Origin of the sequence: Glycomyces sp. NPDC021274, assembly GCF_040641195.1 — a bacterium.
In the GTDB taxonomy this organism is placed as follows: Bacteria; Actinomycetota; Actinomycetes; order Mycobacteriales; family Micromonosporaceae; genus Glycomyces.
Map to the genome: position 1 here is coordinate 473,968 of NZ_JBFADC010000001.1, position 23,132 is coordinate 497,099.

Below are 23,132 nucleotides of genomic sequence, written 5' to 3' on the forward strand. Positions count from 1 at the left end.
GACCGGCGAGCGCCGCGATCACTTGGACCCGTTCACCGTTCCCCGGCTGCCGTCGCCGACCGAACCGACGTTGGCGCTCGAGCCGGCGCCCGAGGCGCCGGTCTGGAGCTTGCCGTAGTTGATGACGCCGTTGTTCACGATGGTGTTGGCGCGCTCGTCGAGCTCGCTGACGTCCACATTGTTCGCGCGCAGGTAGTCCAGGAGGGCGTCGAGGATCTGGCGTTCCAGGATCTCGATGTACTTGACCGAGTCGCGGTACTGGAAGTAGTTCTGCTCGACGATGTCCGTGCCGAACTCGCGCACGCTCGCGAGCGCGCCGTGGTCGCCGGCGCCCAGCTTCACGCCGCTCCTCGTGGCACCCGAGGTGCTGCGCCCGAGTTCGCGAATCATGTCGAACGGACTGCGCAGCAACTCGAACGGCAGGGCGGCGATGCCGCGCACGACCGCGAGGAACATCGCCCGCTCCTTGGAGCTGCCGCTGCCGAACACGTGGTACCGCTCCGGCGTCGGGGGGAGCACGCAACTGGTGAACTCGACGTAGAGCGTCTCGCCCTGCAGAGCGCAGTGGAGGAACACGGTGGTGATCAGCTCGCCGCCCCACGAGTCGATCGTGCACCGCAGGTAGTGCCGCACCGGCGTCGTCGGATCGGCCTGGACCTGCTCGACGGTCGCGAAGGGGTAGCCCGAGTGCAGCAGCTCGTGGGCGTGGAACACCGGTGTGGCGGTGTCCCTGCCGGACACGTAGACGTGGTCGCCCAGCGCGAGGCCCGGCAGCCGCCTCGTGATCGGCGAGTCCGCACCGAGCTGCTCGATCCGGGCTTTGACGGTGCGGCCGAGTCCGACCGGATCGATCGTCATCGCCGTCCCTCCCCCGGCCGGCGCGTCGGCCGGGCGCAGCGTCATCGCCAGCTGCCAGGTGGCGAGCGGTATCCCGGCGCCGACGAACGGTGCTCGGCTGGAGTGGTACGTGACCACGGGCGAGCGCTGCGCCATGCCGATGAACCCGGTCCGGGCGTCGACCGGCCCGGCCGGTTCGAGCTCTTCAGGGATGGACATGAGGCTGTGGGCGCGCAACGCGCCGCAGGTCGCCGGAACTGCGGCGATGAGGAACAGGCAGAAGACGAACACCCCCGGCCCGGAGGAGCCCGAGTCTGCGGCGGCCACCGAGGCGCTGCCGGGCCGGTCCTCCTGCACGGCGAGGCCGCCGTTGACCCCGCTCAGCAGCGACTCGGCAAGGAGTGAGTTGAGGTACATGGTGAAGAGGAGCAGGGCCACCAGGACCGCCACCGCGAAGGCGCCGACGCGCACCCAGTTGACCTTGGTGACCACGGCGGCCGAGATCGTGCCCGTCGGCATGGGCGACCGGGCTTCCGCGAGGAGCACGGGCAGGCCGATCAGCGCCCAGATGCACAGCGCGAAGGCCAGGAAGAACCAAATCCAGAAGCCCATGCAGAGCAGGACCAGGAGGATCGCGGCGAGGATGCCCTGCTGGGCGAGGTCGATTGAACGGGCCCTCTTGATGTGCCGCAGGATGGGTACCGCGTCGGTGCCGGGGTTCGGGGCGACGGCCCGGTCGGGGCGGTCGTACACCTCGTCCAGCACCGCGTTGCGAAAGTACCGGTCGAGGTAGGCGGCGGCGCAGAGGTGCTGGGTCGCGGAGTTCTTGCGGGCGGGCTGGCGGGGCGGTACGGCGGTCTGCTGCGGGGGCGGTCCGGGCGGAACGGTGTCGGGCGGCGCTAGTGCCTGGATCGGCCCGGACTGGTGCGGCGGCTGGGGAGTCGGCGGTGTCGACATTGGGGGGTGTCGCCTTTCTCTGCGGGGCGGGGCGGGATCACGTCCGGTATTCGATGTCGATGCGGCCGTGGGCGTTGTCGCCCATGGCGGCCACGTTGGCGTTCGCGCCGTTGCCGACCGCTCCTATGTAGGTGTTGCTGACGCCGCCGGCGAGGCGGCGGATGTCGGCGTGCTTCGGCTTGGAGTGGGCGATGAGGGCGAGGGCGAACGCGGCGGCGTTGCGGGCGGCGAGGGGTTGGCGGAGCTTGTCCGCCTCCTTCGTCTTGTCGCCCAGGAGATCGGAGATGCCGCGGACGACCGTGGCGTCGACGGTCCGGCGGCGGTCGGCGGCGGCCATGGCGCCGTAGCTCTCGGTGTCGACGGCCTGGGCGTCGCCGCTGTGGCGCCGGAGGTGCTCGGCGGCGGCCGAGGCGTTGCCGGTGACCACTTTGGATCCGGAGGCGATGGGGCGGTGGAAGACCCGCGGGCGGGCGTCCAGTGGCCCGGCCCAGGCCGCGTCCTCCGCGAGGAGCTGGGCTCGCTGGTGGAGCGGGAACGAGGTGGAGAGGGACTCGGGGCGAGGGAGCGTCCCGGCGTCGGTGTCCTCGCCGACCTCGTAGCCGTAGACCTTGGTGGCGGCGACGACGTCGCCGATGCGGGCGTCGCGCAGGCCCCCGGCGATGCCGCAGAGGACGAGGATCTGGGGGCGCCAGGCGGCGAGGGCGTGCTCGACGGAGGCGGCGGCGCGCTCGTTGCCGCGGCCGGTCATGGCGAGGACGAGCCGCCAGATCCCTTTGGGCCCTTCGTACTCGGTCTCGCGGTACTGGTGGCCGTCGAGTTCGCGGTCGGTGAACTCGTGCCCGGCGAGGAGGTCGAGCACTGCGCGGCGCTCGAGGTCGATCGGGGTGCAGAGGACGGCGGTCGGCAGGTCGGTCATGGCGCCTCCAAAGAGGTGGCGGGGGCCGCACGGGGCCTGATCGGCGCGGCGGCCTTGCTCGGATCAGTTATTGTTGATACAACAACAAGAGCGAGCGTATATCGCCGCGCCAGTAATTGTCAAGACGTCAATAAGGGGACCACCTTGAGCGACAGCACGATTCCGGGCAGCTTCGTGGCCGCCGACGTGGCGATCCTGACGATCCGCGACGGCGCGCTCTCGGTCCTCCTCATCAGGCGGGCCAACGAGCCGTTCCAGGGGCGGCTCGCGCTGCCGGGCGGGTTCGTCGAGGCCGACGAGACCGTCGAGCAGGCGGCCGCCCGGGAGCTGTTCGAGGAGACCGGGGTCCCCAAGTCCGCCTCGCGCCTGAGCAACATCGGCGTCTACTCGCTGCCCGACCGGGACCCGCGGCGGCGCGTCATCAGCGTCGCCTTCGCGGCCCTCGTCCCGAACCCCGGGCCCGACCGCCCCGGCGGCGACGCGGCCTCGACCCAGTGGCTGCCGGTCGACCGGGCGCTCAAGGAGCCCCTGGCGTTCGACCACGTCCAGATCCTCGAGCACGCGGCCGCCCACGCCCGGCGGCAGCTCGAGTACACGACCGACGCGACCGCCTTCTGCGACACCGAGTTCACCGTCGCCGAACTGCGCCGCGTCTACGAGATCGTCTGGGAGACCAAACTGGACCCCGGCAACTTCCACCGCAAGGTCACCCGCATCGACGGGTTCCTCGAGCCCACCGGCGAGACGACCACCCGCGACGGCGGCCGGCCCGCCGCGCTCTACACGGCGGGCAGCCTCAAACGGCTCCCGCTGCCACTCGCCGCCGGACGCTGATCACTTGCGCGGCAAGGACTCCGCGTAGGCGAGACCGCGCTCGATCCAAGGGCGCAGCAGGTCCGGCGAGGAGCAGGTCGCCGCGTCGAGGCGGATCCAACCCCGCATCGGGCTGCCCTTCATGACCATCTCCTGCGCGCCGGGCTCGCGCAGCAGGTCCTCGTACTCGTCCCTGTCGACGCGGACCATCGCCTCGCCGTCGCCGAGCGCGGCGGCGGCCATGTTGCCGTGCGCGAGCCACGCCAGCCCGCCGAACATCTTCTTCTCCGTCACGTACGGCCGGTTGTCCATGATCTCGCGCACCCGGTCCGCCAGCGCCTCGTCGTAAGCCATGCGGCCAGGCTGCCACAGGCCACCGACAATCGCCGGGAAACCTACGGGGCCTCGCGGATCCACACGGCCATGGTGCCCTTGCCGCGGTTCGCCCAGGCGTAGTACGGGACGGTGCGGATGGCGGTGGGCTCGGCCGCCGTGGGCCGGCTGCTGTAGAGGCCGTCCGCGGCGGGGCCGTCGACGAGGCCTTCGGCGATGACCGCGTCCTGTCCGTCGGCGTGCTCGGTGCGCAGTGCGCCGCCGCGGGCGATGACGAGGCGCGGCACGGGCGCGGCGTTGTCGATCTCCTCGACGCAGTGGACGATCGGGCCGCGCTGGATCGCGACCTTGCCGTGGGCGGCGGTGACGCGGGGGTCGGCGCGGACCAGGACGGGGGCCATCGGCAGCGTGAGTTCGACGCGGTCGCCCCGGGTCCAGGTCCGCTCGACGACCGCGTAGCCGCGTTCGGTCCGGTAGCCGGCGGGTTCGCCGTTGACGTGCACTGCGGCTCCGGGAGCCCATGCGGGCAGGCGCAGGCGCAGCGCCATGTGCAGGGGCGCTTCGGCTTCGGTGATGCGGAGGGTGATGTTCCCGTCCCAGGGGTAGTCGCTCTCCTGGGTCACGGTGACGCGCCGGCCGGCGTGGGCGAGGCGGGCGCTGCCGGTGACGTAGAGGTTCACGTAGAGGCCGTCGGTGTCGGCGACGTACACGTACTGCTCGAGGGAGGTGAGGAGGCGGGCGAGGTTGGGCGGGCAGCAGGCGCAGTCGAACCAGTCGCTGCGTTCGACGGTGCCGTCGCTGGCGAGGGGGTTGCCGTAGAAGTACTTGGTGCCGTCGGCGGAGGCGCCGGAGAGGACGCCGTTGTAGAGGGCGCGTTCGAGGACGTCGACGTACTCGGCCTCGCCGGTGAGGACCATCATGCGGTGGGCCCAGAGGACGAGGCCGATGGCGGCGCAGGTCTCGGCGTAGCCGGTGTGGTCGGGGAGGTCGTAGGGCTTGCCGAAGCCCTCGATGGAGGGGTCGGCGCCGATGCCGCCGGTGACGTAGAGCTTGGTGGTGACGAGGTCGTCCCAGAGGCGTTCGCAGGCGTCGCGCAGGCCCTGGTCGCCGAGTTCGAGGGCGAGGTCGGCCATGGCGCTGTACTGGTACATGGCGCGGACGGCGTGGCCGACGGCCTCGGTCTGCTCGCGCACGGGGGCGTGGGACTGGTTGTACTCGCGGTCGCGGCGGCTGGTGCGGACGTAGGCGCCGCCGGGGCTCCAGTGGCCGCCGAAGTAGCCGGTGTCGCCGCGGCGCTCGGCTTCGGCGTCGAAGTAGAACGGGGCCCGGCCGCGGTTGTCGGTGAGGAGGAGCGCGAGGTCGAGGTAGCGGCGTTCGCCGGTGGCGCGGTGGAGCTTGACGAGGGCGAGTTCGATCTCCTGGTGGCCGTCGTAGCCGCCTTCGCAGAGGCCGCCGGGGCCGAACTCGCGTGCGATGAGGTCGGCGTAGCGGCGCACGATGCCGAGGAGGGTGGTCTTGCCGGTGGCCTCGTAGTGGGCGACGCCGGCTTCGATGAGGTGCCCGGCGCAGTAGAGCTCGTGCGCGTCGCGCAGGTCGGTGAAGCGCTTCCCGGGTTTGACGGCGGTGAAGTAGTTGTTGAGGTAGCCGTCCTCCTGTTGGGCTCCGGCGAGGAGCTCGATCGCCTTGTCAAGGGCCGCATCGAGTTCGGGGTGGTCTCCGGTGGCGAGGACGTAGCTGGCGGCCTCGATCCACTTGGCGACGTCGGACTCCCAGAAGATGGGGAAGCGCTCGCGGTCGTCGCCGTCGTGGCTGCGGGGCTCCAGGAGCAGGGCCGCGAACTGGCCGCCTTCGCGCAGGCGGGTCTCCTGGTGGGGGATGGTGCGGGTGCGCACGGTCTCGCGGCGCGGGGACCAGAACTCGTCGGCGATCGCGACGTCGGCGAGGTGGAGGGAGGTCCGGTGCGGAGCGGGCATGGCGGTTCCTTCAGGGGTAGGAGAACGAAGGGGACGGAAAAGGTTTTCGGTCAGGCTACCCGGGGCCGTCGTTTACCGGTACATGGGTCTCATGCTGCGGAACGCCCCCTCGCCGATGACCCTCCGAAAACGTTTCCGAAACCAGGTGGTGATGCGCAGTCCGGTGCGCAATCCGAGAGCGCTCCTTCATTTTCCGTTCACTTACGGTTGGCGAGCGGGGTACCCGTGGCGCATAGCCTCCGGAATCGGAACGCGTCGATCCGCCGCCCCGAACCGCGCATCGGCGATCCTGTTCCGGACGTACTGCCATAGGAGTCCCAAATGAATCGTCGTGACGCCGCCATGCGGCGCAAGCTGCCGCTGCTGTCCGACCACATCGGCGGCCGGTCGCAGCTGACCTGCCTCTACCGCTGCGGCGACGCCTGCAGCCACCCCGTGCCGAACACCTCGGACAACCCCTACATGGGCGACCTCATCGCCTCGGCCGTCTCGCGCCGCTCCCTGTTCAAGGCCGGTGTCGTCGTGACCGCGGGCGCCGGCGCCGCGGGGGCGCTCGGCAACGCCGCCTACGCCTCCGAGAGCGAGGCGCAGGCCTCCGCGTTCTGGGGCTCGGTGCCGCGCGGCCTGCGCTTCGACGCCGTCGCGCCGAACACCGAAGACGCCGTCGTCATCCCCGACGGGTACGAGCAGCAGGTCGTGATCCGCTGGGGCGACCCGATCCTCGACGACGTCAACGAGTTCGACCCCGAGGGCCAGACCCCCGAGGACGCGGCCGGCCAGTTCGGCTACAACTGCGACTTCCTCGCCCTGCTCGACCTCCCGGGCGAGCGGCGCACCAAGGTGCTCGTGGCCAACCACGAGTACACCAGCGAAGAGATGATGCACTACGGCTACGACTCGGCCGCGCCCACGCGCGAGCAGGTCGAGATCGGCTGGGCCTCGCACGGCCTCTCCGTCGTGGTCCTCAAGGAGGACAAGCGCTCCGGCGACCTCACCCCGGTCGTGGGCCACGAGCTCAACCGCCGCATCACCGCCACCTCCGAGTTCGTCCTCTCCGGACCCGCGGCCGGCAGCGACCTGCTGAAGACCACCGCCGACGCCGAGGGCGCGCTCGCGCTGGGCACCCTGAACAACTGCGCCGGCGGCGTCACCCCCTGGGGCACCATCCTCTCCGGCGAGGAGAACTTCAACCAGTACTTCGCGAACGCCGGGCAGGTCGCGGACCCGACCGCGAAGGCCCGCCTCGCGCGCTACGGCCTCAGCGGCAACGCCAGCGAGCGCAAGTGGGAGCAGTACGACCCGCGCTTCGACGTGCTCCAGGAGCCCAACGAGCCCAACCGCTTCGGCTGGATCGTCGAGCTCGACCCGTACGACCCCGACTGGACCCCGCGCAAGCGCACCGCCCTGGGCCGCTTCAAGCACGAGGGCGCCGGACCGCGCGTGGACCGCCAGGGCCGCGTGGTCGTGTACATGGGCGACGACGAGCGCTTCGACTACATGTACAAGTTCGTCTCCAAGCACAAGATGAAGTCCGGCTCCAGCCGCAGCGCGCGCGAGCACAACCGCAAGCTCCTCGACGAGGGCACGCTCTACGTCGCGAAGTTCACCGGGGACAGCCCGGCCGAGGAGTTCGACGGCAGCGGCGCGCTCCCCGAGGACGGCGCGTTCGACGGCTCCGGCGAGTGGATCAAGCTCGCCAGCGGCGACAAGTCCTTCGTGGACGGCATGACCGCCGAAGAGGTTTACGTGTTCACCCGCCTCGCGGGCGACAAGGTCGGCGCGACCAAGATGGACCGCCCCGAGGACGTCGAGGTGAACCCGAAGACCGGCAAGGTCTACGCGGCCCTCACCAACAACACCCAGCGCGGCACCAGCGGCAAGGCCGCGGCCGACGAGGCCAACCCGCGCAACGGCAACAAGCACGGCCACGTGCTCGAGCTGGAGGAGCGGCACGGCGACGTCGCGGCCGTCAAGTTCGGCTGGAAGCTGCTGCTCGTCTGCGGCGACCCCGAGGACCCGAGCACGTACTTCGCGGGTTACCCGAAGGACAAGGTCAGCCCCATCTCGTGCCCGGACAACGTCGCGTTCGACCCGCAGGGCAACCTGTGGATCTCCACCGACGGCAACGCCCTCGGCACCAACGACGGCCTCTTCGGCGTCTCGCTCACCGGCGCGACCCGCGGCCTGACCAAGCAGTTCCTCACCGTGCCGATCGGCGCGGAGACCTGCGGCCCGGTCATCCAGGACCGCCACATCCTGGTCGCCGTGCAGCACCCGGGCGAGATCGACGGCGCGAGCGCCGAGACCCCCGCCTCGCAGTGGCCCGACGGCCCGGACGGGGCCCTCCCCCGCCCGTCCGTCGTGAACGTGGTGAAGGACCGCTTCGGCAGCATCGGCTGCTAAGCGACGCAACGCAAGACGGGGCGACCAGCGATGGTCGCCCCGTTGTCGTGCGCGGCTTGTTCGGCTGTCGTGCGCGCTCAGGAGCTGCGGCCGTGGACGACCAGGGCCCAGGCGAGGGCCAGGAGCGAGCAGAGCGCCGCCACGCCGCGCACCGTGTTCCAGGCGATCCAACGGGACTCGATGCTCGCGCGCAGCGCGGCCGGGTCGCCGATCGCGGCCGGGTCGCCCGCGGCTTCGAGGCGGTCGTTCATCGGCACGTTCACCGCGATGGTCCCGATGAACATGACCAGGGCCAGCACGAGGGCGAGCAGGATCCACAGGGACGCGGCGCGGTCCCCGGAGAACCAGTTCAGGGCCAGGGCCGCGCCGGTGAAGAGCACCGAACCGAGGAACGCGGTCATGAACCAGCCGTTGAGGATCACCTTGTTGATCTGCTGCATCGCGGTGATCCAGCCGCGGTCGTCGAGGACCTTCAGGCCGGGCATCACCGCGTACGAGAACCCGGTGAAGAGCCCGGCCATGAGGCCGACGCTGAGGACGGAGGCGAGGAGCGCGAGGAGTTGGAGGAGTCGCACGGGGGCTACGCCTTTCGGTAGGTCTGGATCACCGCGCCCGAATCGAAGGCGCGGTTCCCCGTGAGCCTAAAGGCCGCCGGCGCGAAGGCTCCGGCGAACATCGGGATGCCGCCGCCGAAGAGCACCGGGTAGCGCTTGACGATGATCTGGTCGATCTCCGACATCAGCGCCGAGGCGAGGTTCGCGCCGCCGCAGAGCCAGATGCCCTTGCCTTCGCGCGCTTTGAGTACGCGCACGAGCTCGAGCGGGTCGCCGGCGACGAAGTTGACGTCCTTGTCGGTGCCGGCGTCGAGGCTGCGGGTGAAGACGTACTGCTCGAGGTGCGCGTACGGGCTCGTGACGCCCACGGCGAGGCCGGGATCGTAAGTGCGCCTGCCCATGAGGAGGGTGTCGAAGTGGGTGTTCGGCGCGTCGGCGATGCCGAGCGCAGGGCGGATGTGGGTCGGGACGGTCTCGGGCCATTCCTCTTTGATGGCCTCGTGGACGTCGGCGAACGCCATGAGCGGTTCGACCTCGTCGTTCGGGCCGGCGATGTAGCCGTCGAGTGACGTGCCGATGTAGTAGGTCAGTTCGCGGTTCTGCTCGCGCATGCACACTCCGTTTGAAGTACTATGGTTGAAGTGGTTTGAACTTACCACTACACATGAAGTGGTGTCAACCGAAGGAGCGGACCAATGCGCGAGAATCCCGAGCGCCGCACGGCCCTGATCGACGCCGCCATCGAAGTCCTCGCAGATCAAGGGGCGCGAGGGCTCACGTTCCGGGCCGTCGACACGCAGGCGGGTGTGCCGATCGGCACAGCCTCGAACTACTTCCCCAACCGCGATGCGCTCCTGATGCAGGCGGGCCAGCGGGTGTTCCAGCGGCTCGACCCCGGCCCCGCGATCGTGGGCGAGGCGCTCGCGCTGCCGCGCACCCGCGCGTCCGTCGACCGCCTCATGCACGAGATGGTCGAGCGGATCACCGAGTTCCGCTCCGGGTACCTGGCGATGCTGGAGCTGCGGCTCGAGGCCACGCGCCGCCCCGAGCTGCGCGAGGTGCTCACCAAGCAGATCCGCGACAACGTGCAGGAGAACATCGACTTCCACCTGGCCTCGGGCATGCCCGGGGACGCGGACACCGTCGTGATGCTCTACCTCGCGCTGAGCTGGCTCATCCTGGAGCGGCTGACGCTCCCGGACGTGTTCGGCGAGGACCGCGCGGCGGCGCTCATCTCCGCGGCGGTCGACCAGATCGTGCCGCCGCAGTAGGCGGCGTCAGTCCAGCTCCTCCAAGGAGATGTGGGAGCCGTCCGCCCGCTCGTCGCGACCGGTGACCTTGAAGCGGCTGCTCTTGTCGAAGACGACCTCCTGCTGCCACTCCATCTTGGAGTACTTCGTCATGTTGCGCCCGCTCGCGCCGTCGATCGTGAAGAAGGCGCCCTTGTCCTTGAAGAAGGTGCCCGCCACGCCCTCGTCCTTCGAGGTGCTGAGGAAGCCCTTCTCCTCCACCACGTCGCCGACCTTGTACCGGTCCAGGAACGGGCCGCCCGCGGTGCCCCGGTAGGTCGTCCCGGGGTGGACCGGCAGCTTCTCCAAGGCGCTGGAGAGCTTGGCGGCGTCCGCGTCGAGCTCGTCCCGCTGCCGCTGCGACTTGGCGAAGGACGGGTCCCGCAGGTGCTTGTTGATCTCGTCGAACCGCTCGGTCGAGTACTTGCCGATGGCCCCGTGGTCGGTGGCGGTGAACGGCTTGAGGTGCCCGGGGCCGAGCCCCTGGGCCTGGCGCATGCTCCGGCTGCTGTCGACGAGCGTGCCCACGATCCCCGAGCCGCCCCCGCCCTTGGTCTTCTTGGGCATGCGGGGCTAGTCCTGCTCGGGCGGGTCGACGGTGACGCGGCCTTCGCGGATGTCCTCGATCCGGCGGCGCTCCTCGCGGGTGAGCCGGTGGACCGGCGTCCCGTCCTCGTTGAAGCCGAGCGGCTGGGCGTACTTCCAGGCCCGGTCCGGGTCGACCTCCTTGGGCTCGGAGGCCTGCTCCTGCTCGAGGAAGTCGCGGACCCACGCGGGGGGCTCGTCCTCGGCGCCCTGCTCGCGGGGCTGGTCGCTCATCACTGCTCCTTCATGTCGATGAACAGGCGTCCGCCGTGCTCGACGCGGTTCGTCACTTCGTAGCGGGTGCCCCGGTCGAAGGCGACCTCTTCCTCACCCGGGAAATCCGTGTAGTCCTCGATGTAGCGGCCGTTCTTGCCGTCGATCTTAAAGATAGCGCCGTTCGGACCGGCGAATCCCTGGGCGACGCCGGGGTCCTTGGACGAGCTGGAGAACGCCGGCTCCTCGACGACCTCGCCCACCCTGTACCGGTCCAGGAACGGGCCCCGGCCGGTGCCCCGGTAGGTCGTGCCGGGGTCGGGCGGCAGGTGCGAGAGGCCCTGCGAGATCCAGTCGGCCTGGCGGTCGAACTCGGCCCGCTTCGCCGGGTCGGTGACGCTGGAGGGGTCGCGCAGGTAGTTGTTCAAGGGGCGGTAGGCGTCCGTGGTGTAGAAGTGGACGGCCTTCTCGTCGTCCTTGGTGAACGGCGGCCTCGTCGGCGGGGGCGTGGGGGTCGGCGTCGGTGCGGGCACCGCCCGCGCGCCGGGGAGGGTGCCGCCCGGCGGGAACGTCCGCGGGTTGCTCAGCACCCCGGAGACGAGCCGCGCGCCCGCCGCGCCGGCGCCGGGCGTGCGCCTAGCCATTGAGGACCCGGTTGACCGCCATGTCCATCAGCTGCTCGATGATCGTGCCCACGATCTTCTTGAAGATCGGGATCTGCGCCAGCGAGGCCCCGAAGGTCACGGCCGCGAACGCGATCGCCTGCGCGATCTGGATCGCCAGGATCACGAGCTGCACGATGATCTGGATCTTGAGGGCGAGCACCAGGCCCGCGCCGACGGTGAGGCCGATGTTGATCACATTGGACGGATCACCGGCGTCGGCGAGGTTGCGCACGGCCGCCTCCTCACCGTCCCAGCGGGTCTGGAAGGCGTCGATGTCCGCGCCGCTGTTGTGCTCCGGCAGCGTCCGCGCCGCCTGGTCGAGCTGCGCGATGAGCGGTTCGAGCTCGTCGGCCATCGCGGTCCACTCCCCCGCCAGGCGGAACAGCGACTCCTCGTCCGATTCGGGCCAGGTCGAGCCGGTGATGGCGCTGAAGAGCCCCGCGACCTCAGGGGGCAGGTCGAGTCCCATGTCCGTAATGCCTTTCGCCGCAGCGGTAGAGGGGTGGGCCGGTCACTTGCCGAGTTCGCCGAGCAGCTGGTCGAAGATCTTGCCGATCTCCTCGTCGTTCGCCGCGTGCCCGTCGGCCATCTCCCGGATGTTCAGGCCGAACTGGGCGATCTCGTCGATGTTGGTGGTGAAGCACTCGTTGAGGGCCCCGGTGCAGGCCTCGTGGGCGACGCCCAGCAGCGAGCCGATCTCGTCGCCGCCGAACGCGTCCGCGTACTCGGCGACCTTGCCGTTGAACTTGTCGATGAGCGCCTGGATCTGCTCCTTGACCGCGTCCATGTCCGCGGCCGACCGGTGCATCAGCTCCGGGGTGAGGTCGAGCCCGGCCACGGTCAGGAGGCCCGGTTCTGCAGCTTGGCCATCGTCTCGCTGATCTGCTGGCTCATCGCCGCGAAGTTGCGCAGCGAGCGGTCCTGCATCTCCGCGAACCGCTCGTTGATCGCGTTGAGGTCGGGCACCGGCTCGTCCGTCACCGTGTGCTCGCGGTGCTTGTCGAGCGCCTCGTTGACCAGCCGCATGAGTTCGGGGCCGAGGTCGTCGGAGCCGTCGCGGATCGCCCTGGCGCTCACCATGAGCTCCGAGAGGCGCCCGTCCGGGCCGACGGTGATGCGGATGCGGCCCTTCTCGTTCTCCACGGTGACGGGTTCGGGCGGGCCGACCTGGGTCTGGGCGGCGGCGCTCAACTCGGCGCGCGCGGCCGCCAGCTGCTCGGCGATCTTGTCCTCACTGAACAATTGGGACTCCGGCTTCTCTTGCGGTTACTGTTGCGTTGGAATGGCTTGCAGCGGTAGGGGCTACGCGTAGGGGTCTTCTTCCTCGTCCTCGGGACCGCCGCCCCAGACGTCCTCGTCCTCGGCGATCCAGAACTGGCGCTCCATCTCCTTGTCGTCACCGCCCGGACGCTGGCCGCCGCCCGCGACGCCGGGGGCCATCATGCCGCCCGCGCCCGCCGCACCGCGGCCGCCCGCCCCTGCGCCGGCCGCACCGGCACCCGCACCGCCTGCGCCGATGCCGCCGCCCAGGCCGCGACCGCCGCCGGTCCCTGAGCCGAGGCCGCTGCCCCGGCCGCCCGTGGAGCCCGGAGGCGCGCCGCCGCCGCTGGTGCCGCCCAAGCCCTTGCCGGTGAGGCCGCCCGAGGAGCGGCCCGAGTCGAGCTTGCGGGGACCGGTGCCGCCCGTGTTCGGATTGAGTCCCGTGCCGCGGCCGGAGTCCAGCTTGCGCGGTCCCGAGGAGCGCGGCGGCGTGATGCCGCGCGTCCCGCTCGGCGCCGGGGTCGCCATCGGGGGCGGAAGGTGGCTGCTGCCAGGGCCGAGCCCGCTGCCGCCACCGATACTGCTGGGCGGCAGGCCGGTCGGTCCGCCGCCGGCGAGACCGCCCGAGACGTCGTCAGGGTCGGTGGTCGAGTTCCAGGGGTTGTCGTCGAGCCCTTCGAGGCCCGTGCCGCCCGTGTAATCGCCCGGCGGGGCGCCGCCGCCGTTCGGGCCGAAACCGTTGCCGCCCAGGGAGTCGAGGCCGCCGCCGCCGTTGTAGCCCGCGGGGAGGTTCGTGCCGCTCCCGGTGAGGTCGTCGGGGTCGGTGGCCTTGAACGGGTTCTCGTCGTTCAGCGAGCTCAGGTCGCCGGCGCCGTTGACGCCGCCGGGCGGGTTCCCGCCGCCGTTGAAGCCGTTGCCGCCCAGCCCGTTGCCGTTGAGACCGTTCTCGTTCAGGCCGTTCGCGTCCGGGCCGGTGCCCAGCGAGTGCAGGGTCCCGGGCGGGGCCTGGTCGTCGATCCCCGCGCCATTGAGGTCCGGCATGCCGCCGCCGTCCCCCGTGTCGAGCTCCGGCGGGTCGAACTTGTCGGTCTCGCCGTCGTTGAACGTGGTCTGCTCGCCCTTGCGCACGTCCGGCGCGATCTCCTGGACATGGGCCTCGACGTTCGCGTGCCGCTCGGTCACCTCTTCGTTGACCCGCGCGGCCTCCTCTTCAAGCTGGTCGGAGCCCTTCGCGCCCAAGGAGATCAGGCGCTCGTCGGCGTACTCGTCGGCCTTCTTGCGGGCCAGCTCCTCGCCTTTGAGACCGTCCACCTCGTACTCGGGGTTGGCGTTGACGTACTCGATCCACCGGTTGTAGGTGGTCTCGCGGCCCTCCTGGACCTCGTCGATCACCGTCGGGTCGAAGCCCGCGAGCTCGACCGCCTTCGCGATCTCGTCGTTCTTGTGGATCTCGCAGTTCTTGAAGAACGGCGGTCGAATGTGGATCTGGTGCGAGCCGCAGCTGGTGCCCTGCATGTAGAACTTCGGCGCGGGGTAGACGCACGAGGTGCCGCCCTGCTGCTCGAAGATCTCGGCCTGCTTGTCGTCGAGCAGCTTGACCACGCCGCCGTTGCCGTCCTCGCCCGCGATGTCGCCGCTCACCGTCTTGCAGTTCTTGAGGACGGTCTCCGCCTGCTCCTCGAAGGCGTCGAAGTCGTCGCCCTTCCAGAAGCCCGAGAGGCTCGCCAGGCCCTCCTTGAGCTTCGGCGCGATCGACGCGAACGCCTCCTGGAACTCGACCCACTCGTCGCGGATCGTGTCGAGCGCGTAGTCCGCCTCGGGCTGCGGCCGGATCGAGGCGACCATGCTCTGGATCGTCTTGCCCTCGGGGAGCATCATCGTGCCCTCGCGCGAGGCCTTGAGGCTGTCGATCTGGGTCGCCACGGGCACCGCCGACATGAGCTTCACCCAGGCCGGCTCGGCCGGGTCCTCGACGGCGTTGGTGCACGCGTCATGGCTGCACTGCGGGGCCACTTTGAGATCGTTCTGCGCGGTCGTGAAGTCCGCGCTGCTCTGGCCTTCGTTGAGCTTCCCGTAGTCGGTGCGCTCGAATTGGTCCTCTTCGGACATTGGCGGCTACTCGCTCTCTGCCTCAGGGTTCAGGTGTGGGCTGGGGGCGCGGCGCGCTAGAGCAGGCCGGCATAGCCGTCCATCTCGTCCGCGGAGGTCGAGTCGGCCTCCTCGGCGAGGTCGGCGGAGTCGTTGAGGGTCTTGATCATCCCGTGCAGCGCCTCGCGGAGGTCCTGCAGATTGTCCCAAGTGGTCTGATGGAACGCCTGGTAGCCGGTGCGCGCGGTCGCGGAGGCGTCGAGCTGCCCGAACGCGGGCAGGAGGCCGAGGCGCTGGCCGTGCTCCATCCGGGGGATGAGGGATTCGAGGTGGTCCAGCTGCTCGCGGACGAGGGTGCGGTACTCCTCGAGCGCTTCGGTGTCGATTACTCGTTCGGCCATGAGGTCGCCTATCCGTTGGTGAGCGGCGCTCGGTCCCGGTGCCGGGGCAGTGAGCGCTCTCTGGGGCGCACACCCGCTGAGCGGGACTCGGCTGGCGCGCGCGAGGAGCGGAGATGGCGTCAATGATAAGCACACCTTCCCGAATCCCGATGTTCGGCACCGGTCGCACCGAATGTACGTGATCGGATGCATACCAACGGGTTTCGATGTCCTCTGCGTGACTGAGCTGCAGGGACGCCGAGCCGCCCCCCGCTGTGGAGCGGGCGGCGGCGCCGGGAACCGGAAGGGGTGCTTACGGATTCGTTATGCGAAGTTCACATTTGAACGAGTTCGGTTCATCACTGGTTCACTGCTTCACCGCGCCCGCGACGAGACCGGACTGCCAGTACCGCTGCAGGAACAGGAAGGCGATCACCAGCGGGATGATCGACAGCAGCGAACCGGTGATCACCAGCGGGATCAGGTCGCCGCTCGCGCCGCCCGCCGCCGCGGCCTGGCCCTGCCAGCGCGCCAGGCCCACCGTGATCGGGTACAGCTCAGGGTCGTTCAGCATGATCAGCGGCAGGAAGTAGTTGTTCCAGGTGTGCACCAGGGCGAACAGCAGGACCGTGGCGAAGCCGGGCGCGAGGAGGCGCAGCACCACTTGGAAGAAGATCCGCAGTTCGCTCGCGCCGTCGATGCGGGCGGCCTCCAGGAGGCTGTCGGGCACCGCGGCCTCCACATAGACCCGCATGAGGAGGAGTCCGAACGGGTTCACCAGGGAGGGCAGGATGATCGCCCAGGGCGTGTCCGCCAGGCCGATCTCGCTGAAGACCAGGTAGGTCGGGATCGCGAGCGCGGTGGTGGGGACCATGACCGCGCCGAGCACGATCAGGAACATGGTGCGGTTGCCTTTGAAGCGGTACTTGGAGAACCCGTACCCGGCGAGGGCGGCCAGGAGCGCGCCGCCGCCCGCGGCGGTGACCGCGTACAGGAGCGTGTTCCACAGCCAGCGGAGGAAGACGCCGTCGTCCTGGGTCAGCGTGAGCTTGATGTTCTCGAAGAGGTGGAAGTCGCCGGAGAACCAGAGGCCGAAGGTGGAGAACAGGTCCTGGCTGGTCTTGCTGGAGGCGACGACGAGCCAGAACAGCGGCAGGAGGAAGTAGGCCGCGGCGGCGATCATCCCGATGGTGAGGATGGTGCTGCGCGGGGGCTTGCGGCGGCGCGGCTTGGTTGCGGTGGTGGTCATCGCCGGCTCCTGCGGTTGGTGGCGAACATGAACGCGTACGAGCCGACGAGGATGACCAGGCCGAGCACGAATGAGACGGCGGCGGCGTAGTTGTACTCCTGGCCGACGAACGCGAGGTTGTAGGCGTACAGGTTGGGCGTGTAGGCGGCGTCGATCACGGTGGGCGCCAAGGACTGCATGAGCTGCGGTTCGTTGAACAGCTGGAAGCTGCCGATGATGGAGAAGATCATGCAGACGGCGAGCGCGGATCGGAGCGCCGGGATCTTGATGCTCCAGGCGATCCGCCACTGCCCGGCGCCGTCGACGGCGGCGGCCTCGTAGATGTCGGTGGGCACCGAGCGCAGGGCCGCGAAGAGGATCACCATGTTGTAGCCGGTGAACTCCCAGAACACGATGTTGGCGAGCGAGCCGAGCATGAGGTCGGGCCCGAGGAAGTCGGGGGCGCTCATGCCGATCTTCTCGGCGAGCTGCGCGAAGGGCCCGAAGTCGGGTCCGTACAGGAAGCCCCACATGAGGGTCGCGATGACGCCGGGCACGGCGTAGGGCACGAAGATCCCGAGCCGGGTGGTCCGCTTGAGTCGGACGAGGCCGGTGTCGAGCGCGAGCGCGAAGGCGAGCGCGGCGACGAGCATGATCGGCACCTGGATGACGAAGAAGAGGCAGACGCGGCCGATGCCGGTCCACAGCTGCTCGTCGCCGAAGGCGCGGGTGTAGTTCTCGAGGCCGACGAAGACGTTGCCGCCCACGAGCTGCTCGCGGAAGAGGCTGAAGTAGGCGGCGTAGAGGAGCGGGACGAGGAACATCAGGAGGAACACGATCATGAACGGGGCCACGAACATGTATCCGGCGAGGACGCGCCTGCGGGTGCCCTGCTGCCTGCGGGTGGGGGTGCGGGTCTCGGTCGTCGCGGTCATGGCTTCCTCACCGTGAATCCCTGGTACTTCGCGTACTCTTCGGTGCGCTGCTGCCACGCCTCCATGGCGGCGACGGCGTCGGTCTTCTCGGCCACGGCCGTGCCGACGGTGGCGGTGAAGTCGGCGTAGACCTTGTCCTGGAACGGGGCCCACTGGAAGTCGGGGGCGACGGTGGTGCCGATCTCGGCGAAGAGGCCGTTCACTTCCTGGCCGCCGTAGAAGTCGAGCTGCTGGCCGGTGAAGGCGGGGTCCTCGAGGATCGCCTTGGTGGGCGGGTAGAGGAACTGCTCGTTCGCCATGGTCTCGGTCGACTTCGGGTCGGTGTTGATGAACTGGGCGAAGACGGCGGCGGCGATCGGGTTGCGGGTGGTGGCCATGACCGCGGAGGTCGAGCCGCCCCAGTTGGAGGAGACCTGCCGGTCCGCGTCCCATTGCGGGAGCGGGGCGACGCGCCAGAGTCCGGCGGTGGAGGCCGCGGCGGACTGGAGGAAGGTCGGGGCCCAGGCGGGGGCGATCCAGGTGGCGTACTTGCCTTTGTTGAGGGCCTGGTACCACTGGTCGTTGAAGTCGGCGTCGACCGCGATGAGGTCCTGTTCGGACAGGTCGCCCCAGTAGCGGGCCACCTGCTCGGCCTCGGGCGAGGTGAGGTCGACGTTGAGATCGGGGCCTTCGGAGCCGCCGAACGGGTCGGCGCCGGCCTGCCAGAGCATCGCGGCGAAGAACGCGCCCTGGGAGGGCGCGAAGTTCGTCAGGTACACCTCGGGGTCGGCCGCGTGCAGGCGCTGCGCGGCGGCGGCGAAGTCGTCCCAGGTCGCGGGCACTTCGATGCCGTGCGCTTGGAAGATGTCCTCGCGGTAGAGCATGCCCATGGGGCCGGTGTCCTGCGGGATGGCCCAGACCTCGCCGTTGGTGCCGCTGACCTGCGACCACGCGAACTCGACGAACTGGTCGCCGATCTCGGAGGCGCCGTACGGGCCGAGGTCGAGCAGGTCGCCGGTGATGACGAACGACGGGATCATCTGGTATTCGAGCTGGGCCACGTCGGGGGCGCCGTTCCCGGCGCGCAGCGCGGTGCGCAGCTTCGCGTAGTGCGGGTTGCCCTGGCCGGCGTTGACGACGTCGACGGTGATCGCGGGGTAGGCGTTCTGGAAGAGCGCGACCTCCTTCTCGATGCCCGGCACCCAGGTCCAGAAGTTCAGTTCGGTCGGCGTCTGCATCGCCGCGTCGATCTCGGCCTGTGTCACGCTCTTCGGCGGGTCCACAGTGTGCCTGCCGCAGGCCGCGAGCGCCAGCGGGCTCGCCAACGCGGCCGCGAGGCCGGTCCTGCGACTGAAACGGGGAATCATCCGGATCGGTCCTTTCCTGTTGCGCGCCATTGCGAATCAGGATTCGTCCTATGGCGCTACGGCTGGGAGAGGGGTGTCGCGGTGGAGAGGGGCGGTGCGGTCGAGGAGCGGACGACGAGTCGGCGGCGCGGTGCGGCCGCCTTCGCCTCGGGTTCCGGCCCGGCGGCGCCGGGCAGGAGCCGCATGAGGACGTCGAGGGCGTGGGTCGCATCGCCTTCGAAGTCCTGCTGGACGGTGGTCAGCGGGGGTGAGAGGTAGGCCGCGGCGGGGATGTCGTCGAAGCCGACGAGCGAGACGTCCTCGGGGACGCGGCGCCCGGCCTCGTGCAGCGCCCCGGCGAGGCCGATCGCGGTGTCGTCGTTGGCGCAGAACACGGCCGTGGCCTCGGGCGGCAGGGCGAGGCCGGCGGTGTAGCCGCCGCTGGGCGTCCAGTCGCCCTCCAGGTGCGGGGGCGGTTCGATGCCGCGGGCGCGGTGGGCCTCGGCCCAGCCTTCGAGGCGTTCGCGGGCCTCCCACCAGTCGAGCGGCCCGGCAACGTGCCAGACCCGCTCGTGGCCGAGGTCGAGCAGGTGCTCGACGGCTTCGCGGCAGGACGCGGCGGTGCGGCCGCGGGCGAGGGCCACCTGCTCGGCGGGGAGGTCGGCGGCCTGGCCGAGGCTCACGATCGGCACGCCGGGGTCGGGGCGCAGGTGCTGGCCCTCGTCGATGGGCTCGGAGAGGATGACGCCGTCCACGCCTTGGGCGAGCAGCCAGTCGATCGAGTCCTGGATCGCCTCCGGTTGGCCCTCAGGGGTGTTGGCGACCATGAAGGAGAGTCCGGCGGCGCGGGTGGCGCGCTCCAGTGCCACGAGCATGGAGGCAGGGCCGTAGAGGGCGGAGCCGAGCGAGACGACGCCGATGCGCTTGAAGCGGCCGGTGATGAGGGCGCGGGCGGCGGTGTTGGGCCGGAAGCCGAGTTCGGCGGCGGCCTGGAGGACCTTCTCGCGCAGCGCTTCGCTGACGTACCGCTCGTTGTTGACGACGCGGGAGACGGTCTTCTGCGAGACCCCGGCCAAGCGCGCCACATCGGTCATGCCGGGCGGTCGGCGCCGGGCATCGTCGGAGGTCGCATGGGCGGTCATAGGGCTCCAGAATCAATGCTGACTACGTTGTCAGGCGTAACCTACGCCTCGCTCTGGAGCCCTGTCAAGTGAACGGTCCGCCGAGCCGGTCAGATAGTACCCACCAGTGCCGCCAGCGCGCCGTCACGTGCGAATACCGGGATCACGTCGATCGGCGCGGGGGCGTCGATCCACTGCCCGCCCTCGTGCACCGCTCCAGAGTGGAGGTCGGTCCAGGACGCGCCCGCGGGGAGGTAGACGCGGCGGCTCGTCGCCTGCGGCTCGATCACCGGGGCCACGAGCACGTCGGGCCCGAACATGTACTGGTCGGCCAGGTCCCAGCAGACCGCGTCCTGCGGGAACTCGTGGAACATGCCGCGCATGACCGGCTGCCCGGCGGTGTGGGCCTCGTCCATGAGGCGGCGGGTGTACGGGCGCAGGGCCTCGCGGAGCTGCACGTAGCGGACCAGGATCGCGTAGACGTCCTCGCCGAAGCTCCACAGCTCGTTCGGCGCGCCCGAGTTGTTGCGCGGCGAGCCGTCGGCGGCCAGGACCCGCTCGCTCGGCTGGCGGTCGCCGTGCATGCGCATGACCGGGCAGAACGCGCCGAACTGGAACCAGCGGACCAACAGCTCCCGGAACCCCGGATCTTCGATGTTCCCGCCCCCGAAGCCGCCGATGTCGGTGGTGAACCAGGGGATCCCGGCGACGCCCATGTGGACGCCGGCGGTGATCTGGCGGCGGAAGTCGGCCCAGTCGGAGTGGATGTCGCCCGACCACACGAGCGCGCCGTAGCGCTGGCTGCCGGCCCAGGCGCAGCGCACCAGGTTGACGATCTCCTCTTGCCCTGCGGCCCTTTGGCCCTCGAAGAGCATGCGGGAGAACGCCTGCGGGTAGACGTTGCCGACCTCGAGGTTCGGGCCCGCGTGGTAGCGGTAGTTGTCGAAGTCGTAGACCCCGTACTCCGGTTCGGCCTCGTCGAGCCAGAACACTTTGATGCCCAGGTCGTGGTAGTTGCGTTTGAGGATCTGCCAGGCCTGCTCGCGGGTGCGGGGGTTCGTCGTGTCCAGGAACATGCTCGGCCCCTGGAAGCTCATCTGGACGCCGTGGCCGCGCTCGGTGCGGACGAGGAGGTTCTCCTTCTTGAACGCGGCGAAGTTCTCGGACTCGGTCGAGACCTGCGGCCAGACCGAGACCATGAGCTCGACGCCCATCTCCTGGAGCTCTTGCACCATCGCGGCCGGGTCGGGCCAGAACTCCTCTTCGAAGCGGAAGTCGCCCATCTTCGGCCAGTGGAAGAAGTCCGCGACGATCACGTCGAGCGGCAGGCCGCGGCGCTGGTGCTCGCGGGCGACCTCGAGGAGCTGCTCCTGGTTCCAGTACCGCAGCTTGCACTGCCAGTACCCGAGCCCGTATTCGGGCATGACGGGCGCGTGGCCGGTGGCGTTCGCGTAGGCGGCGCTGATCTTCGCGGGAGTGTCGCCGGCGGTGATCCAGTAGTCGAGCTGCTGCGTGGACTCGGCGATCCACTCGGTGCGGTTGGCGGCGAAGGTCGCCGTGCCGATCGCGGGGTTGTGCCAGAAGAACCCGTATCCGGCGCTGGACTGGACGAACGGCACGCTCGCCTGCGAGTTGCGGTGCGCCAGTTCGAAGGTGGAGCCCTTGATGTCGAGGATGTCCTGCTGGTACTGGCCCATGCCGTACAGCTGCTCCCCCGCCGGCGGCTCGAACGCGGCGCGGAGGCGGTGGGAGCCGCCGGCCAGCGGCCGGAACTCGCGGGCGGTGAGCTTGAGCGCCCCGCCGTCGGGGATCTCGCGCAGCAGCGTGCGGCCTGCGGCGTCTTGGAACTCGAGGGTGCACCGGTGGATCGCGTACTCGGTCTGCCAGTCCCAGCCGGCCCACGCGCGCATCACGACGGTGATCGCGCCGTTGACGATCGTCGCGGTGTCGCCGTCCACGGTGATCTCGACGTCGACCGGTTCGGGCTCGAGCAGCGCGAAGTCGGTGTCGATCACGTCCCCGGCGGGGTTGCTGCGCACTCGCAGCGAGTCGCGGCCCCAGGCCTGCACGAGGAGGGTCTCGCCGTCGCCGCGCCAGATGACGGCGTCCTTCGACGTCGCGAACGTGTTCATCCGGTTCACTCTCTTTCAGGGGGTCGGCGGTTCGCGACGAACGTCAGCGAACCGGTTCGCTGCAGATCTTGCCAAGAGCTCGGCCCGGCGTCAAGGCCGGTTCACGCGTTGGGAAGGACGCTCGAACGGCCGTCGAGCCGCGGCACGATGAGCCGCTTCCGCGCAGGCGCGCCCGGCGCCTCGATCCGCTGGCACAGCACGTCGACGGCCGCTTCTGCCACGGCCGCGGGGTCGGATTCGACCGCGGTGTAGGAGAGGACGTACAGCCGCGCGAGCTCGGCCGAGTGCAGCGAGACCACGCTCAGGTCGCCGGGCACCTCGAGGCGGAGGTCGCCGAGGACGAACGGCAGCATGGCGACGGCCGCGTCGTTGTGGATGAGCAGGGTCTTCGGCAGCGCCGGGTCCCGCAGCGCGGTGCGCAGCGTCGCACGCACCTGCTCGGGCCCCACGGGGACCGGGACGGGCACGAGCCGCAGCCCCCGGTCGGCCGCGCGGCGCAGCGCCGCCCGCTCGAAGCGGGTCGCGTACGTGGAGCCGGACTCGTACAGCTCCTCGGGCCAGCGCACGAACATCGCGTCCCGGTGGCCGGCGTCGGCGAGGTGGTCCACGAGGAGGTTCGCGGCGGCGGCGAAATCGAGGTCGACGGCGTCGATGCCGCGCGGGTCCTCGGGGTTGCCCACGAGCACCGCCGGGTAGCCGGAGCGGCTGATCGGCTCCAGGCGCGGGTCGCCGTCGAGCACGTTGAGGAGGATGAGGCCGTCCACCTGGCGGCCCGCGATGACCCGCCGGACCGCTTCGGCCCCATCGGGTTCGGTGAGGAGCATGACCGCGTAGCCGCGTTCGCGCGCGGCGTCCGAGAAGGCCACGAGGTAGGTCGCGAGCGCTGGGCTGAACTCGGCTTCGTGGAAGCGGACGACGACGCCGAAGGTCATGGTCCGGGAGGTCGCGAGCGCGCGGGCGCCGCTGTTGACCGAGTACTCGAGCTTGGCGATGGCCGCTTCGATGCGGGCGCGGGTCTGGGGGGTCACGAACTTGCGCCCTGTCAGGACGGACGAGACGGTGCTGCGCGAGACGCCGGCCTCGCGCGCGACGTCGCCGATCGTCGCCACACCGGCTCCTCTCACT

General features: G+C 70.2%; 23 protein-coding genes. 3 read left to right on the forward strand and 20 right to left on the reverse strand.

Going from position 1 to position 23,132, the window contains the following annotated elements; translation table 11 throughout:
• Positions 1–18: 18 nt before the first annotated feature.
• Complete coding sequence (locus tag AB0I03_RS02100) at positions 19–1,794, reverse strand: hypothetical protein (protein ID WP_360404948.1); 1,776 nt, start codon at positions 1,792–1,794, stop codon at positions 19–21.
• Between the two features lie 37 nt (positions 1,795–1,831).
• On the reverse strand, positions 1,832–2,710 hold the full coding sequence (locus tag AB0I03_RS02105) for a phosphorylase (protein ID WP_360404951.1): 879 nt from the start codon (positions 2,708–2,710) through the stop codon (positions 1,832–1,834).
• A gap of 144 nt (positions 2,711–2,854) precedes the next feature.
• Here AB0I03_RS02105 and AB0I03_RS02110 point away from each other — a divergent pair, with 144 nt between their 5' ends.
• Positions 2,855–3,544, forward strand: a complete 690-nt coding sequence (locus tag AB0I03_RS02110) for an NUDIX domain-containing protein (RefSeq protein ID WP_360404954.1) — start codon at positions 2,855–2,857, stop codon at positions 3,542–3,544.
• Here the strand turns inward: AB0I03_RS02110 and AB0I03_RS02115 are convergent, their stop codons facing one another.
• Together AB0I03_RS02115 and AB0I03_RS02120 are read right to left on the reverse strand one after the other, a co-directional pair.
• Entirely contained in the window at positions 3,545–3,877 is a 333-nt protein-coding gene (locus AB0I03_RS02115; protein ID WP_360404957.1) for a TfoX/Sxy family protein, read from the reverse strand.
• 41 nt (positions 3,878–3,918) lie between these two features.
• Positions 3,919–5,829 (reverse strand): beta-L-arabinofuranosidase domain-containing protein, encoded by a 1,911-nt coding sequence (locus AB0I03_RS02120; protein ID WP_360404960.1) that lies wholly within the window; start codon positions 5,827–5,829, stop codon positions 3,919–3,921.
• A gap of 342 nt (positions 5,830–6,171) precedes the next feature.
• Between AB0I03_RS02120 and AB0I03_RS02125 the strand changes: the two genes are divergently transcribed.
• Entirely contained in the window at positions 6,172–8,232 is a 2,061-nt protein-coding gene (locus tag AB0I03_RS02125; protein WP_360405903.1) for a PhoX family phosphatase, read from the forward strand.
• 77 nt (positions 8,233–8,309) lie between these two features.
• Here AB0I03_RS02125 and AB0I03_RS02130 read toward each other — a convergent pair whose 3' ends face one another.
• Together AB0I03_RS02130 and AB0I03_RS02135 are read right to left on the reverse strand one after the other, a co-directional pair.
• Complete coding sequence (locus AB0I03_RS02130) at positions 8,310–8,807, reverse strand: anthrone oxygenase family protein (RefSeq protein WP_360404963.1); 498 nt, start codon at positions 8,805–8,807, stop codon at positions 8,310–8,312.
• 5 nt (positions 8,808–8,812) lie between these two features.
• Complete coding sequence (locus AB0I03_RS02135; RefSeq protein ID WP_360404966.1) at positions 8,813–9,397, reverse strand: dihydrofolate reductase family protein; 585 nt, start codon at positions 9,395–9,397, stop codon at positions 8,813–8,815.
• A gap of 84 nt (positions 9,398–9,481) precedes the next feature.
• Between AB0I03_RS02135 and AB0I03_RS02140 the strand changes: the two genes are divergently transcribed.
• A complete protein-coding gene (locus AB0I03_RS02140; RefSeq protein WP_360404969.1) occupies positions 9,482–10,057 on the forward strand; it encodes a TetR family transcriptional regulator in 576 nt (191 codons plus the stop codon).
• Between the two features lie 6 nt (positions 10,058–10,063).
• Here AB0I03_RS02140 and AB0I03_RS02145 read toward each other — a convergent pair whose 3' ends face one another.
• The 14 genes from AB0I03_RS02145 to AB0I03_RS02210 all read right to left on the reverse strand — a co-directional run bounded on the left by AB0I03_RS02145 (position 10,064) and on the right by AB0I03_RS02210 (position 23,116).
• Positions 10,064–10,642 carry an ADP-ribosyltransferase gene (locus AB0I03_RS02145; RefSeq protein WP_360404972.1) on the reverse strand — a complete coding sequence of 193 codons (579 nt, stop codon included), beginning with the start codon at positions 10,640–10,642 and terminating at the stop codon, positions 10,064–10,066.
• Positions 10,643–10,648: 6 nt separating this feature from the next.
• On the reverse strand, positions 10,649–10,894 hold the full coding sequence (locus tag AB0I03_RS02150) for a hypothetical protein (protein WP_360404975.1): 246 nt from the start codon (positions 10,892–10,894) through the stop codon (positions 10,649–10,651).
• The gene (locus AB0I03_RS02155) at positions 10,894–11,517 is read right to left on the reverse strand and encodes an ADP-ribosyltransferase (protein ID WP_360404978.1); all 624 of its coding nucleotides are present in this window, start codon (positions 11,515–11,517) and stop codon (positions 10,894–10,896) included. The genes AB0I03_RS02150 and AB0I03_RS02155 overlap by 1 nt, the downstream gene beginning before the upstream one ends.
• Positions 11,510–12,007 carry a hypothetical protein gene (locus AB0I03_RS02160; RefSeq protein ID WP_360404981.1) on the reverse strand — a complete coding sequence of 166 codons (498 nt, stop codon included), beginning with the start codon at positions 12,005–12,007 and terminating at the stop codon, positions 11,510–11,512. The genes AB0I03_RS02155 and AB0I03_RS02160 overlap by 8 nt, the downstream gene beginning before the upstream one ends.
• 42 nt (positions 12,008–12,049) lie before the next feature.
• Complete coding sequence (locus tag AB0I03_RS02165) at positions 12,050–12,376, reverse strand: hypothetical protein (protein WP_360404984.1); 327 nt, start codon at positions 12,374–12,376, stop codon at positions 12,050–12,052.
• A gap of 2 nt (positions 12,377–12,378) precedes the next feature.
• Positions 12,379–12,780, reverse strand: coding sequence for a hypothetical protein (locus AB0I03_RS02170; RefSeq protein ID WP_360404986.1), 402 nt, complete (start codon positions 12,778–12,780; stop codon positions 12,379–12,381).
• A gap of 60 nt (positions 12,781–12,840) precedes the next feature.
• Positions 12,841–14,907 carry a hypothetical protein gene (locus AB0I03_RS02175; protein WP_360404988.1) on the reverse strand — a complete coding sequence of 689 codons (2,067 nt, stop codon included), beginning with the start codon at positions 14,905–14,907 and terminating at the stop codon, positions 12,841–12,843.
• A 56-nt stretch (positions 14,908–14,963) separates the two neighbouring features.
• Entirely contained in the window at positions 14,964–15,287 is a 324-nt protein-coding gene (locus tag AB0I03_RS02180; protein WP_360404990.1) for a hypothetical protein, read from the reverse strand.
• A gap of 346 nt (positions 15,288–15,633) precedes the next feature.
• Positions 15,634–16,515, reverse strand: coding sequence for a carbohydrate ABC transporter permease (locus AB0I03_RS02185; RefSeq protein WP_360404993.1), 882 nt, complete (start codon positions 16,513–16,515; stop codon positions 15,634–15,636).
• Positions 16,512–17,429, reverse strand: coding sequence for a sugar ABC transporter permease (locus tag AB0I03_RS02190; RefSeq protein WP_360404996.1), 918 nt, complete (start codon positions 17,427–17,429; stop codon positions 16,512–16,514). The genes AB0I03_RS02185 and AB0I03_RS02190 overlap by 4 nt, the downstream gene beginning before the upstream one ends.
• Entirely contained in the window at positions 17,426–18,775 is a 1,350-nt protein-coding gene (locus AB0I03_RS02195; protein WP_360404999.1) for an extracellular solute-binding protein, read from the reverse strand. The genes AB0I03_RS02190 and AB0I03_RS02195 overlap by 4 nt, the downstream gene beginning before the upstream one ends.
• Before the next feature lie 56 nt (positions 18,776–18,831).
• Positions 18,832–19,896, reverse strand: a complete 1,065-nt coding sequence (locus tag AB0I03_RS02200) for a LacI family DNA-binding transcriptional regulator (protein ID WP_360405002.1) — start codon at positions 19,894–19,896, stop codon at positions 18,832–18,834.
• A gap of 89 nt (positions 19,897–19,985) precedes the next feature.
• Complete coding sequence (locus tag AB0I03_RS02205) at positions 19,986–22,007, reverse strand: TIM-barrel domain-containing protein (RefSeq protein ID WP_360405005.1); 2,022 nt, start codon at positions 22,005–22,007, stop codon at positions 19,986–19,988.
• A 101-nt stretch (positions 22,008–22,108) separates the two neighbouring features.
• A complete protein-coding gene (locus AB0I03_RS02210; protein ID WP_360405008.1) occupies positions 22,109–23,116 on the reverse strand; it encodes a LacI family DNA-binding transcriptional regulator in 1,008 nt (335 codons plus the stop codon).
• Between the last annotated feature and the right edge of the window lie 16 nt (positions 23,117–23,132).